The 14,160-nt window shown below is 71.8% G+C and carries 9 protein-coding genes; 5 read left to right on the forward strand and 4 right to left on the reverse strand.

Going from position 1 to position 14,160, the window contains the following annotated elements; genetic code table 11:
- Positions 1–38 precede the first annotated feature (38 nt).
- From ACYVMZ_RS12395 to moeZ, 3 genes are all read left to right on the forward strand, one after another.
- Positions 39–998, forward strand: coding sequence for an NAD-dependent epimerase/dehydratase family protein (locus tag ACYVMZ_RS12395; RefSeq protein ID WP_461078676.1), 960 nt, complete (start codon positions 39–41; stop codon positions 996–998).
- Entirely contained in the window at positions 986–1,798 is an 813-nt protein-coding gene (locus ACYVMZ_RS12400) for a spherulation-specific family 4 protein (protein ID WP_461078678.1), read from the forward strand. The genes ACYVMZ_RS12395 and ACYVMZ_RS12400 overlap by 13 nt, the downstream gene beginning before the upstream one ends.
- 63 nt (positions 1,799–1,861) lie before the next feature.
- A complete protein-coding gene (moeZ, locus tag ACYVMZ_RS12405) occupies positions 1,862–3,040 on the forward strand; it encodes an adenylyltransferase/sulfurtransferase MoeZ (protein WP_461078680.1) in 1,179 nt (392 codons plus the stop codon).
- Positions 3,041–3,220: 180 nt separating this feature from the next.
- Here the strand turns inward: moeZ and ACYVMZ_RS12410 are convergent, their stop codons facing one another.
- From ACYVMZ_RS12410 to ACYVMZ_RS12425, 4 genes are all read right to left on the reverse strand, one after another.
- Complete coding sequence (locus tag ACYVMZ_RS12410) at positions 3,221–3,508, reverse strand: DUF3303 family protein (protein ID WP_461078682.1); 288 nt, start codon at positions 3,506–3,508, stop codon at positions 3,221–3,223.
- A gap of 292 nt (positions 3,509–3,800) precedes the next feature.
- Entirely contained in the window at positions 3,801–5,294 is a 1,494-nt protein-coding gene (locus ACYVMZ_RS12415) for an alpha/beta hydrolase (RefSeq protein ID WP_461078684.1), read from the reverse strand.
- Positions 5,295–5,431: 137 nt separating this feature from the next.
- On the reverse strand, positions 5,432–6,976 hold the full coding sequence (locus ACYVMZ_RS12420) for an alpha/beta hydrolase (RefSeq protein WP_461078686.1): 1,545 nt from the start codon (positions 6,974–6,976) through the stop codon (positions 5,432–5,434).
- A gap of 153 nt (positions 6,977–7,129) precedes the next feature.
- Positions 7,130–9,874: a lysylphosphatidylglycerol synthase transmembrane domain-containing protein gene (locus tag ACYVMZ_RS12425; protein ID WP_461078688.1), complete on the reverse strand. Its 2,745-nt coding sequence runs from the start codon at positions 9,872–9,874 to the stop codon at positions 7,130–7,132.
- Between the two features lie 186 nt (positions 9,875–10,060).
- On the opposite strand from ACYVMZ_RS12425, the gene ACYVMZ_RS12430 reads away from it, so the two are divergent.
- Both ACYVMZ_RS12430 and ACYVMZ_RS12435 read left to right on the forward strand, forming a co-directional pair.
- Entirely contained in the window at positions 10,061–10,447 is a 387-nt protein-coding gene (locus ACYVMZ_RS12430) for an MGMT family protein (RefSeq protein WP_461078690.1), read from the forward strand.
- A gap of 257 nt (positions 10,448–10,704) precedes the next feature.
- The gene (locus ACYVMZ_RS12435) at positions 10,705–14,118 is read left to right on the forward strand and encodes an ATP-dependent helicase (RefSeq protein WP_461078692.1); all 3,414 of its coding nucleotides are present in this window, start codon (positions 10,705–10,707) and stop codon (positions 14,116–14,118) included.
- The last annotated feature ends 42 nt before the right edge of the window (positions 14,119–14,160 follow it).

The following is a 14,160-nucleotide window of genomic DNA, read 5'->3' on the forward strand; positions in this document are numbered from 1 at the left end:
ATCGCCCACCCAGGCACCCCGATCACCGGAGCCGCCCGATGAGAGTCCTGCTGATCGGAGCAAACGGCTACCTCGGCCGCTTCGTCGCCGACCGCCTGCTCGCCGACCCGGCCGTCCAGCTCACCGCACTCGGCCGAGGTGACGACGCCGACGTCCGCTTCGACCTCGCGACCGGCAGCCCCGGAGCCCTCACCCGCTTCCTGGACGCCGTCCACCCCGGCGTCGTCATCAACTGCGCCGGCGCGACCCGAGGCGGTGCCCGCGAACTCACCCGCCACAACACCGTCGCCGTCGCCACGGTCTGCGAGGCCCTGCGCCGCAGCGGGTGCGGCGCCCGCCTCGTGCAGATCGGCTGCAGCGCGGAGTACGGCCCCAGCCAGCCCGGCTCCTCCACGGCGGAGGACGCCGTCCCCCGCCCCGGCGGTCCGTACGGCGTCAGCAAACTCGCCGCCACCGAACTGGTCCTCGGCTCCGGCCTGGACGCCGTCGTCCTGCGCGTGTTCTCGCCCGTCGGCCCCGGCACCCCCGCCGGTTCCCCGCTCGGCCGCCTCGCCGAAGCCCTGCGCCGCGCCATGCAGTCCGGCGACGGCGAGCTCAAACTCGGCGGCCTCGGCGCCCAGCGTGACTTCGTCGACGTCCGCGACGTGGCCCGCGCCGTCCACGCGGCCTCCCTCTCCGCCGCGCAGGGCGTCATCAACATCGGCTCGGGCCGCGCCGTGCGCCTGCGCGACGCCGCCGCGATCCTCGCCCGCGTGGCCGGGTACGGCGGCGCCCTCCACGAACTCGACGCGCCTCCCGGCGCCCTTCGCCCGGTCATCGGCCACCCCCGCCCGGACCCGGACCATGTCGCGCCCGTCGCGTACCCGTACCCGGACGGTTGCGGCAGCTGGCAGCAGGCCGACGTGCGCACCGCACGCGACCGGCTCGGCTGGCGGCCCCGCATCAACCTCGAAGAGTCCCTCGCCGACATCTGGATGGAGGCGGCATGCCGCATCTGACCAGGAGACTCACCCACCGCCTGACCCGCCACCCGCACCGGCCGACCGGCACGGCGACGCCCACCGCGTACCCCGACACCACCGTCGGCACCGGGACCCGCACCGCCCTCGGCATCCCCGGCTACGCGCACCCCCTCCTCGCCCGCACCGAGTGGGCCGAACTCACCCGCCCCCGCACGCCCTTGGACTGGGTCGTCCTCAACGTCGCCGACGGCCCCGGCACCCGCCCCGACCCGCACTGCCTGGAGGCGGCCGGTCACCTCCGCAACGCGGGCATCCGTGTCCTCGGCCACCTCGCCGTCACCTCCGGCGCCCGCGCCTTCGCCGACCTGGTCTCCGACGCGCACCGCCACCTCGAGTGGTACCGGGTCGACGGCTTCCTCCTGGACCGCTGCCCGACCGACCGGGCCGTGCTCCCCGAGGTCCGCCGCACGGTCGCCGCGCTCCGCACGCTCCGTGACGAGGCCCACATCGTCCTCGGTCACGGCAGCCACCCGGACCCCGGCTATGCGGAGGTCGCCGACCAGGTGGTCACCTTCTCCGGCCCGTGGAGCGACTACCGCTGGTCGCAGGCGGCCGAGTGGACCGCCGACCATCCGCCCGAGCGCTTCTGCCACTTGGTCCACGGAGTGCCCCGTCCGCACCTCGAGGAGGCGCTGCGCATCGCCCGCTGGCAGGGCGCGGCGACGATCTACCTCACCGACCGCACGGACCGCGGCGGCCGCGCCGACCCCTGGGAGACCATGCCCGGCTACTGGGACGATCTCGTCTCGCGTGTCGGAATGGGTGTCTCGGAATGAAAAAGGCCGTGGCAGTGTTACGGGGAGAACAACTGTAGTGATTGACCGACCAACGGAGTCCCCGTGTCGCTGCCACCCCTGGTCGAGCCGGCCCCCGAGCTCACCGTAGACGAGGTCCGCAGGTACTCCCGCCACCTGATCATCCCCGACGTCGGGATGGACGGGCAGAAGCGGCTGAAGAACGCCAAGGTGCTGTGTGTGGGCGCCGGCGGCCTGGGCTCGCCGGCGCTGATGTACCTGGCCGCCGCCGGCGTGGGCACGCTGGGCATCGTGGAGTTCGACGAGGTCGACGAGTCGAACCTGCAGCGCCAGATCATCCACAGCCAGGCCGACATCGGCCGCTCCAAGGCCGAGTCCGCGCGTGACTCCGTCCTCGGCATCAACCCGTACGTGAACGTGATCCTTCACGAGGAGCGGCTCGAGGCCGACAACGTGATGGACATCTTCAGCCAGTACGACCTGATCGTCGACGGCACGGACAACTTCGCGACCCGCTACCTGGTCAACGACGCCTGCGTGCTGCTGAACAAGCCGTACGTGTGGGGCTCGATCTACCGCTTCGACGGCCAGGCCTCCGTCTTCTGGTCCGAGCACGGTCCCTGCTACCGCTGCCTGTACCCGGAGCCCCCGCCCCCCGGCATGGTCCCCTCCTGCGCCGAGGGCGGCGTGCTCGGCGTGCTGTGCGCGTCCATCGGCTCCATCCAGGTCACCGAGGCCATCAAGGTCCTCACCGGCACCGGCGAGCCGCTGGTCGGCCGCCTGATGATCTACGACGCCCTGGAGATGCAGTACCGCCAGGTCAAGGTCCGCAAGGACCCCGACTGCGCCGTCTGCGGCGAGAACCCGACCGTCACCGAGCTCATCGACTACGAGGCCTTCTGCGGCGTCGTCTCCGAGGAGGCCCAGGCGGCGGCCGCCGACTCCACGATCACTCCCAAGCAGCTCAAGGAGTGGATCGACGACGGAGAGAGCATCGAGATCATCGACGTCCGCGAGCCGAACGAGTACGAGATCGTCTCCATCCCGGGCGCCCGCCTGATCCCGAAGAACGAGTTCCTCATGGGCACCGCCCTGGAGGGCCTCCCGCAGGACAAGAAGATCGTCCTGCATTGCAAGACGGGTGTCCGCAGTGCGGAAGTCCTCGCGGTCCTGAAGTCCGCGGGCTTCGCGGACGCCGTGCACGTCGGCGGTGGCGTGATCGGCTGGGTGAACCAGATCGAGCCGCACAAGCCGGTGTACTGATCGGCCCTTCCGCTGACCAGCGGGACTGAAGAAGCCCATGGCTCTGACCAGGTCGGATGCCGTGGGCTTCTGTCGTTGTGCGTCGGAGTGCGTCGGCGTTGTCACGCAGTCGGACACGCACCGCGTCGCGCTCGGCCTGTCCCACCTTCTGCGGTCGCTGAGGCCAGCTGGCCAGCTCTGCTACTTCAGGGCAGCAAGGCCCCTCTGCAGTTCGTCGAGGTTCATGACCGGCTCAAATGTGACTTCCGCGCCCATCTCCTGGAAGAACGGGTCGGCGATGGAGGGCAACTCTGAGCTGTCCTGCATGTCGAATACGAGAATCATGCAGCGCCCGCCCTCAGGGGTGAAGTAGGCGGCCTCCGGCTTCAGTCGCTCGATGGCTGACTTCACCGAGTTGGGCACCGTTCCGCCCTTCGTCACCTGATTCGACATCTGGGTGTCCATGCGGGCCTTCATCATCATCCGCATCGCACGCTCTCCTCGCGCACCGCGACCTGCGCGGTTCTGTCCGCGCTCACTGGGATCCGGTGCATCCAGCTCAGCTTCACCTCCGCTGATCACCGTCCGCAACATTTGCTACGCCCTGCGTGATGGCAAAGGAGAAGCGCGCCTTCGCGGACGGCTCGGACACCGATGGCCCCACGAAGGCACAGAAGGGGTGAGGGCGAACACGCAGGGCAGGGCACCGGGCAGCACCCGGTCCCGCTCGTCGAACGGCGGGGGCTTCGCGCACCGCAGGTGCCCGGGCGCCCCGCCGTCGTCATGAGCAGACCTTGCCGTCCTTCGGCACCGAGCCGCTGAGCAGATACGCGTTCACCGTGGAGTCGACACAGTCGCTCCCGCTCCCGTACGCCCCGTGTCCCTCGCCCTGCCAGGTGAGCATCACTCCGACGCCCTTGCCCAGCTCGTCCGCCATCTTCCGCGCGCCCTCGTAGGGGGTGGCCGGGTCGCCGGTGTTGCCGACCACCAGGACCGGTGCCGCTCCGGGCGCGCTCACCTCCGGCGTGTCGTGCTGTCCGGGCACCGGCCAGTCGTGGCACCAGCCGGCCATGTCCCAGCCGAGGAAGGCTCCGAACACCGGAGAGATCTTCTCGAACCGCGGCAGTAGCTTCCTCGTCTCCTCCACTGACGGCCGCTGCCTGTCGTCCAGGCACGATATGACCCGTTGCGAGTGGGTCGTCGTGCCGTAGCGCCCAGCCGGGTCGCGCTCGTTGTAGCCGTCGGCGAGGGCGAGCAGCTCCGAGCCGTCTCCCCGCTCCGCCGCCCGCAGGGCACTGGTCAGCGTCGGCCAGCTGTCCTTGCTGTACAGCGGCAGGACGATCCCGGTGAGCGCGAGGGTCTGCGTCAGCTTCCGTCCGGGCGACGACGTCGGCAGCGGCCGCGCGTCGATCCGCTTCAGCAGGTCCGCGATCCTGCGCGAGCCCTGCGCGGGGTCCTGGCCGGTGGACTGGAGGTAGTCGTTGAGCGCGCGCTGGAAGCCCCGGGTCTGGTTCTCGGCGTGGCCCACCGTGTCGGCGCCGGGGTCGACGACCGCGTCGAGGACCATCCGGCCCACCTTCTTGGGGAACAGGTGGGCGTAGACGCCGCCGAGTTCGGTGCCGTAGGAGATGCCGAAGTAGTGCATTTTGTCGTCGCCGAGGACCTGGCGCATCAGGTCCATGTCGCGGGCGGTGTCCGTGGTCGAGACGTGCGCCATCAGCTTGCCGGCGGCCTTCTGGCAGCCCTTGCCGAAGTCGGCGGCGTCGCGCAGGTAGGCCCTCTCCTCGGCCGGGGTGTCCGGGGTGGTGTCCACGACCGACTCGGCGGACTGGATCTCCTTGTCGTCGCGGCAGCGGATGCCCTCGCTGGCGCCCACCCCGCGCGGGTCCCAGCTCACCAGGTCGTACCGCTCGCGCAGCTCGGAGACGGTGGCGGCGTACGACGGCATCATGGACACGCCCGAGCCACCGGGGCCGCCGAAGTTGAACAGCAGCGAGCCGATGCGGTCGTCCCCGCGGGCCTTGGCGCGGATCAGCGCGAGCCCGATCGTTTCGCCGTCCGGCTTCGACCAGTCGAGCGGCACCTTGAGCGTCGCGCACTGCCAGTCGCTGCTCGGCGCGGGGGAGTCCCCGGTGGGCTTGCAGCGCCCCCAGTCGAGCTTCTGGGAGGTCGGTGACCCGCCTCCCTTGCCGTCATCGGACGAGCCGCCGCTGCAGCCCGCGGCCAGGAGCGCGGTGGCGACCGCCAGAGCCGCCCCGCGTGCGAAACGCGTCATGTGTCCTTCCCCCCCTCGCATGCCCCCGCACGTGCCGCGGATGGCGGTCAGGCCATGGTAGACAGATCGCACGCCGACCGTGGGAGCCTGTGGATAACGTTCTGGCCTGCTGATTTGTCGCCGAAGCGGATCTGTTGTCAGGTGCACACGGTCCCGGTCGGCGGCACCTTGCCCTCCAGCAGGTAGCCGTTCACCGCGTCCTGCACGCACTTGTTCTCGCTGCCGTACGCACCGTGCCCCTGCCCCCTGTACGTCAGCTCGACACCCACGCCCTTGCCCAGCTCCTGCGCCATCTTCCGCGCCCCCTCGTAGGGGGTGGCCGGGTCGCCGGTGTTGCCGATGACCAGGATCGGCGCCGCGCCGGGGGCCCTGACGTCGGGATGGTCGGCGGTGCCCTGCACGGGCCAGTCGGTGCAGCTGATCATGTCCCAGGCGAAGTAGTCGCCGAACAGGTGGGAGGCGGCCCGGAACTCGGGCAGTTTCCGATCCACGTACGCGATGTCGTAACGCGGCTTGCTGTCGGCGCAGTTGATGGCGATGTTGGCTGCGGCGAGATTGCTGTACTCGCCGTTTTCGTTGCGCCCGTTCAGGGAGTCGGACAGCAGCATCAAGACCCTGCCGTCACCGTCGTAGGCCTGCTGCAGCCCGTCGGTGAGGTACTGCCAGAAGTCCTGCGAGTACAGCGCCTGCACGATGCCGCTGGCCGCCGCGCTCTGGGTTAGCTCGCGGGGGAAGACGCCCGGGAGCGGCTTGCTGTCGAGGTCCCTCAGCAGCCTGGCGATGCGGTCCTTCACGTCCTGCGCACTGTCGCCGATGGGGCAGCCCTCGGCCTTGGACACGCAGTCCTCGGCGAAGTTGTCGAGGGCGAGCTGGAAGGCCTTGGCCCGCGCGAGCGAGCCCTGTTCGGGCGTCTGTGCCGGGTTGACGACGGCGTCGAAGACGGCACGCCCCACGTTTCCGGGGAACAGGTGGGCGTAGACGCCGCCGAGTTCGGTGCCGTAGGAGATGCCGAAGTAGTGCAGCTCGTCGTCGCCGAGGACCTGGCGCATCAGGTCCAGGTCGCGGGCCGCGTCGGTGGTGCGCACGTGCGGCAGCATCCGCCCCGAGTTCTTCTCGCAGGCCTCGTTGAACTCCTGAATGCCGTCCAGGTACTCGGTGCGCTCGGCTGCGTCGTCGGGTGTCGAGTCCTGCTGGAAGTAGGCGTCGAGTTGCTCGTCGTTCTGGCAGACCACGGGGGCGCTGCGGCCGACCCCGCGCGGGTCGAAGCTGACCAGGTCGTAGCGGGTGCGCAGTTGCGCGTAGTCCTCTGCGAGGGCGGGCAACGATTTGACGCCCGAGCCTCCGGGGCCGCCGAAGTTGAAGACGAGCGAGCCGATGCGTTCGCTCGCGTCGCCGCTGGCCTTCGCCCGGATCAGCGCGAGCTTGATCGTGTCGCCCTTGGGCTTGTCCCAGTCGAGGGGCGCCTTCATGGTGGCGCACTGCCATTCGCCGTCGTTCGGCAGCGGTGAGGGAGCGTTGCCTCCGCCCTGCTCGTCGGACGGCTCCGGGCAGTCCTCCCAGCTCAGCTTCTGCTCCGTCAGGTCCTCGTCCTCGCCGTCGTCGCCGCAGCCCGCCAGCAGGGCGGACAGCAGCACGGCGGTGACGGACAGGGCGGAGGCGCGCCTCCGGAAGGGGGTGGGCATGCTCCCATCCTGCGGCCGCGTGAGGCGGGACGCGCGGGGCACGGGCCGTCCGAGGTACGGCCGTACGTACAGCCCTACGTGTAGCCCTAACCCTGCGTATAGGGGAGCGGCCGGCGGAGACCGCGCACTACAGCGCTCGACGCCGACCGCGTACTACAGCGCCCCCTTGCGCGTGAGGTGGTTGAACGCCAGCCAGCCCGGCAGGACCGGCAGCCACAGCGTCAGCAGCCGGAACAGCAGCACCGCGGGAGCGGCGACCTCCTTGGGGAGCCCGACGGCGATCAGGCCGACCGTCAGGGTCGCCTCCACCGCGCCCACACCGCCCGGCGTCGGTGCCGCGGAGCCCAGCGCGTTGCCCGCGAGGAAGACGACGGCGACGCTGGCGAGGCTGATCGAGGTCGACTCGTCGCCGAACGCCCGGATCGAGGCGTCCAGGCACATCACGAAGCACGCGGTCAGCAGCAGCATGCCGCCGATGCCGGTGATCAGCTTCTGCGGCCGCTGCAGCACGTCGAGCATGCGCGGCACGACACCCGCGAAAAGCGACCGCACGCGCGTGACGACGAATTTCCGCAGGAACGGCACCGAGGTCACCACGAGCACGAGCACCGCCACCGTCAGCAGACCGGCGATGACCGTCCGGGACGGCGACAGCGACGGCGTCTTCTCGGTGCCGGTCAGATAGCCGAAGGCCAGCAGCATCAGGATGTGGCAGCCCAGCCCGAACAGCTGTGACGCGCCGACACTCGCCACCGCCAGCCCCGGCCGCACCCCGGCGCGCTGCAGGAAGCGCGTGTTGAGGGCGACACCGCCCACCGCCGCAGGGGCGACGATCTTCACGAACGACCCGGCGACCTGTGCCGCCACGGTCCGCAGGAACGGCACCCGCTCCGGCACGAACCCCAGCAGGGCCAGCGTCGCAGCCAAGTAGCTCCCCGCCGAGAACAGCACGGCCGCGGCGACCCAGCCCCACTCGGCGTTGGCGATGAGCGGCCCGAACTCGATGTGCGTGAGCTGCGTCAGCAGGAAGTACGCGCCGATCGCGCCCGCGATGAAGCTGATCAGTGTGCGCGGCCGCACCCGCTCCAGGCGGGCCGGCTCGACGGGCGCCTGCGGCCTGATCCGCAGCACCTCGTGCCGGATCTGGCTGAGCAGGTCCTCCTCGCGGGCCTCCTCCAGTGCCTCGTCTATGGCCCGCTTCTCGGCCCGCTGCTCCGCGCGTACGGCCTTCTTGTCGGGCTTGTCGAGCTCGCTCACCGAGGCCTCACCGGCCGCTTCCAGACGGGCCTGCTTGGCGTGCCGGGACGCCTCCAGCACCGCCTCACGTTCGCGCTCCGCACGTTCCCGGGCCAGCCTGCGCAGGGTCGCGCGCGTGGAGCGGCTGAGCGCGATGGGCTGCAGCATCGGCAGGCAGTCCGCCACGGCGTCGGGGCCGAGCACGCTCACCGCCGAGGCCACCGCGCGCTCGGCGCCCACCCGCAGGCCGAGCGTGACCAGCAGCTGGGAGATGTCCATGCGCAGCAACAGATCGCCGGCCGCGATCTCGCCGACGCGCAGATCGGTGAGGATCACGTTGCCGGAACGATCCACCAGAATCGCGTCGCCCACCAGCCTGCGGTGCGCGATACGCCGGGACTGCAGGGCCTTCACCTGGTGCCAGGTGTCCCGCAGCAGCTCGTCGGTGATCTCCTCGTCCGGCAGCGCGTCCAGGGAGCGCCCGCCGCTGTGCTCGTAGACGAGCATCACGGCGTCGGGACCGAGTTCGGAGGTGGCGATCAGCTTGGGGGCGTTGGCGCCGGCCGCGATGGCCGCGTACGCCAGCAGGGCCTCCTGCTCCAGGGCCTGGCGCAGCGACTGCAGGCTGCTGCGGGTGGCGAAGCCGCGCAGCGTCAGGTTGCGCCACGCGCGGTAGAAGAAGCCCTGCGCCTGCTGCTCCCGGTCGACCACCGTCACGTCCAGCGGCGGCCCGTCCTCCAGGGTGACGAAGTAGCGCCGGCCGCGGTCCCCGGTCTCCGGCGTGTCCGAGGCCTCCTCACGGGACGCGGTCACCGGGCGGAACCCGACGGTCCGCAGACCCGCCATCAGGGTTCGCCCGGTGGGACGGACATTGGGGGAGCCCACCGCGTACAGCGTGCCGTACGCCACGGTCCAGCCGATCAGCAGCGTCAGGATGATCGAGAACGGTGTCGTGTAGCCGGTGACCAGCATGGAGAAGGCGTACAGCAGCAGGACCGCCCAGAGCACCGCGCGCCAGCGTGGTCTGCGGGACATGCCCACGGCCGTCATGTACGCGATGACCGGCGCGAGATAGCCGTGCACCGGGTCGGTGAGGGAGCCGATGTCGCCGGGGGAGGGCTGGGTGAGCGCGTCCTGGATGGAGTCCGGGGCGGCCCGCGCCACCCACAGGTCGGTGGCGAGCGTCACGCCGTGCGCGAGGACCGCCGCGAGCACGCCGTCGGCGATGCGCAGCCCGTCCCGCTTGATCAGCCGCTCGATCGCGAAGGCGACGGGCACCAGGAGGATCGCGATGCTGGACACCAGGCCCGCGAGATTGCTGAACAGGTCGGGTGCCTGACCGGTGCCCTTGTTGATGTCCTTTTCCAGGCCCGAGGTGGTGCCGTGCGCGAACGCGGCGATCGCGAGCAGCACGATGACGGCGAGCACGCCCACCAGGAGCCGCATGAGATCGGAGGGGCGGTGCACGCGCGCGGGGAGCAGCGGTTCGTCGCCCTCCACCTCGTCGACGTGCGTCGTGTCGGGGCCGTCGGCGTCCACTGCGGCCCTCTTCGCGGCCGCCTCCTCGCCGGTGCCCTTGCGGCCGGCCTCCGCGGGGTCCGGGCGCGACGAAGCGTCAGAGGTGCTCTCCGTGCCCTCGGGGTGCGCACCCTGCTGCTTCATCGTCTCTTCTTGGTCTCGTATCACCGGTCACCGCCCGCACGATGGTGGCATGCCGCACCGACACACGGGGGCATCAGGGTGCACATGCGGGGGCGGACAGTCTGCCCGAAGCGCTGCTCCCGGGCGAGGGATACGCACGGTGGCGAGCGCGTCACATTGTCGGTGGGGTGGGGCAGGATGGGACGGATGAGCGAGGAGAGCCTTCCCGACGACGCCCGCGCGGAGTACGCCGACGCCCTGCCCGAGTACGCCGAGCGGGTCCTCGAAGTCACCGAACTGATACCGCCGGGCCGCGTCATGACGTACGGGGACGTGGCCGAGTGGCTGGGGGAGGGTGGTCCCCGCCAGGTCGGGCGAATGATGTCCCTCTACGGGGGCGGCGTGCCCTGGTGGCGCGTCGTGCGCGCGGACGGCGTCCTGCTCCCGGGCCACGAGCTGAGGGCGCTCGACCGCTACCGCGCGGAGGGCACACCGCTGAAGGAGGCGAGCAGGGCCGCCGAGGGCCACCTGCCGCGCCTCGATCTGAAGCGGGCGCGGTGGGATGGCGGCGAACACGCGGAGCGTCACACCTGACAGCTTCCGCCATTGCGCGGATCGCGGTGTGACCTGTGATCCTTCTGGGGGAATCGGGGCACATCCGTGGCATGACGTACGTTCGTGGGTCGAGGGGCATGCGTGCCACGAGTGCCTGGAGGGAAGAGTCGGAAGCCCTGCTTCCGTCCCGTCCGTCGGCGTAGCGTCGGCTGCACCCGTCCCCCTCACCCCGCAGCCACCACCTTCCACGCGAGGTGGTCGGCCAACCAGTACATCCACCAGGACCGGCGAACCACGTGAGCTCCTTTTCCTCCACCAGCGGCCTGTCGCACCCCCAGGTGCGACGGGGGAACCGTGGCGCTTACCGACTGGTACGTACCCCGCCGGCCCGAGTGGATCCCCCTCGTCTGGACGCCGCACAGCGCTCCGCGGTTGACCACGAGACCGGGCCGCTGCTGGTTCTCGCAGGTCCGGGCACCGGAAAGACCACCACGCTCGTCGAATCCGTGGCCGCCCGCATCGCCCGGGGCGGGGACCCCGAGCGGATCCTCGTCCTGACGTTCAGCCGCAAGGCGGCAGTCGAGCTGCGGGACCGCATGGCAATGCGCATAGGAGCGGCACGCGCCCCCCAGGCGACCACGTTCCACTCGTTCTGCTACGCCCTGGTCCGCGCGCACCAGGACAGCGACCTGTTCGTGGAGCCGCTGCGGCTGCTGTCGGGCCCTGAGCAGGACGTCACCGTCCGGGAGCTGCTCGCGGGCCAGCCCGACCTGGAGCGGCTCGGTCTCGCGCACGTGCGCTGGCCGGACGAGCTGCGCGCCTGCCTGACCACCCGCGGCTTCGCCGACGAGGTCCGCGCGGTCCTCGCCCGCAGCCGTGAACTGGGCCTCGGCCCCGACGCCCTGGACGCCTTCGCCCGCCGCATCGGACGCCCGGACTGGCGCGCCGCGGCCGCCTTCCTCGCCGAGTACCTCGACGTGCTCGACCTCCAGGGCGTGATCGACTACGCGGAGCTGGTCCACCGCGCGGTCCTCCTCGCCCACCGCGGCCCGGTTGCCGCAGGACTGGCCGCCCGGTACGACGCCGTCTACGTCGACGAGTACCAGGACACCGACCCGGCCCAGGTCCGGCTGCTGCACGCCCTCGCGGGCGGCGGGCGCACCCTCGTCGCGTTCGGCGACCCCGACCAGTCGATCTACGCGTTCCGGGGCGCGGACGTGAACGGCATCCTGGAGTTCCCGTACGCCTTCCCGCGCGCGGACGGCCGCCCGGCCCCCGTCGAGGTGCTGCGCGTCTCCCGCCGCTCCGGCGCCGCCCTGCTGGCCGCCACCCGGCTGCTGACCCAGCGCATGCCACTGCCCCGCCTGCCCGCCGAGAAGGTCCGCGCCCACCGGGAGCTCGCTGCGGTCCGGGACGGCGGTCGCGTCGAGGTGTTCACGTACCCGACGCCCGGCACGGAGCTGGACAACATCGCCGACATCCTCCGCAGGGCCCACCTGGAGGACGGCGTCCCCTGGGGCGAGATGGCCGTCCTGGTGCGCGCGGGCTCCCGCACCATCCCGACGGTCCGCCGTGCCCTCACGGCGGCGGGCGTTCCCCTGGACGTCGACGGTGACGACCTGCCCCTGCGCCACGAGCCGGCGGTGGCACCGCTGCTGACGGCACTGCGGGCGGTGGCGACTGCGGAGGCGTCGGGGATGGCGGGGGCCACGGAGGCGGTGGGCGCGGCTGAGGCGCCGGGGACCGCGGACGCTACCGGGACCGAGGACGCTACAGAAGCGGTGGGCACCGCGGAGGCGGCGGGAACCGACGTGCCTTCCGGAAACGAGGACACCTGCTGGCTCGACACCGAAACCGCCCTCACCCTGCTCACCTCCCCCCTCGCGGGCATGGACGCCGCCGATCTGCGCCGCCTCGGCCGGGCGCTGCGCGAGGAGGAGCGGGCCGCGGGCAACCCGCTGCCGCCGCCCTCGGACGAACTGCTCGCGCGGGCCCTGGCCGAGCCGGAGCGGCTGGCCGTGCACGACCCCACATACGCGCGTGGCGCCCAGCGCCTGGGCGCCCTGCTCCGCCAGGCCCGCGAGCGCCTGGCGGGCGGCGGCACGGCCGAGGAGGCGCTGTGGGACCTGTGGGAGGGCACGCCGTGGCCCGCGCGCCTGGAACGGGCCGCCCGGCGCGGCGGCGCGGCGGGCCGCAACGCCGACCGGGACCTGGACGCGGTGTGCGCGCTGTTCGCGACGGCCGCGCGCGCGGAGGAACGCACCGGCGGCCGGGGCGCCCTGAACTTCCTGGAGGAGATCGAGGCCGAGGACATCGCCGCCGACACCCTCACGCGGCATGCCGTGCGCCCCGACGCCGTGCGTCTGATGACCGCGCACCGCTCCAAGGGACTGGAGTGGCGCCTGGTCGTGGTCGCGGGTGTCCAGGAGGGCCTGTGGCCGGACCTGCGCCGCCGCGGTTCCCTGCTGGAGGCCGACCGCATCGGCCGTGACGGACTCGCCGAACCGCTCACCCCGGGAGCGCTGCTCGCCGAGGAGCGCCGTCTGTTCTACGTGGCGGCCACGCGCGCGCGTGAACGTCTCGTCGTCACGGCCGTGAAGGCCCCCGCCGACGACGGCGACCAGCCCTCCCGCTTCCTGACCGAGCTCGGCGTCGAACCGAAGGACGTCACGGGCCGCCCGCGCCGCCCGCTGTCCGTCGCCGCGCTCGTCGCGGAGCTGCGCGCCACGACGGTCGACCCGCGCGTGTCGGACGCCCTGCGCGAGGCCGCCGCCCGCCGCCTGGCCCGGCTCGCCGCCCTCGCCGACGAGGACGGCCGCCCTCTGGTGCCGTCGGCGCACCCCTACCGCTGGTGGGGCATGTTCGAGCCGACCGAGTCCAAGGTGCCGCTGCGCGACCGCGACCAGCCCGTCGTGCTCTCCGGCAGCGCCCTCGACCAGCTCGCCAACACCTGCGCCCTGCAGTGGTTCCTGGGCCGCGAGGTGAAGGCCGACGCGCCGGCGACCGCCGCCCAGGGCTTCGGCAACGTGGTGCACGTCCTCGCCGACGAGGTCGCCTCCGGGCACACCCCGGCCGATCTCGCCGTCCTCATGGAGCGCCTCGACTCCGTGTGGAACGCGCTGGCCTTCGACGCGCCGTGGAAGTCGGCGCAGGAGAAGGAGCACGCGCGCGTGGCGCTCGAACGCTTCCTGAAGTGGCACGTCATGGACCGCGCGGGACGTACCCCGGTGGCGAGCGAGCACGACTTCGACGTGACCCTGGAGGCGGGCGACTACGAGGTGCGCATCCGCGGCCAGATGGACCGCGTCGAGGCCGACGGCGAGGGACGCGCCTACGTCGTCGACTTCAAGACGAGCAAGCAGCCGGTGAGCGCCGCCGAGGTGGCCCGTCATCCGCAGCTTGCCGTCTACCAGCTCGCCGTTCGGGAGGGCGCCGTCGACGAGGTCTTCGACGGCGTGCGTCCCGAGCCGGGCGGCGCCGAACTCGTGCAGTTGCGCCAGGGCGCGGCCAAACGGGACGGCGGCGAGACCGTGCCCAAGGTGCAGGCCCAGCAGCCGCTGGAGGGGGAGTGGGTCGGCGAACTGCTCGCCACGGCTGCGGGCAAGGTCCTCGACGAACGGTTCACGCCCACCGCCGGCCAGCACTGCACCCACTGCGCCTTCCAGGCGTCGTGCAGCGCGCGGCCGGAGGGACGGCATGTGGTCGAGTAGCAGGTGTGATCAGCGGCACCACATGTGCTGACCTCCGCTTCT

The organism is Streptomyces deserti (assembly GCF_054782695.1).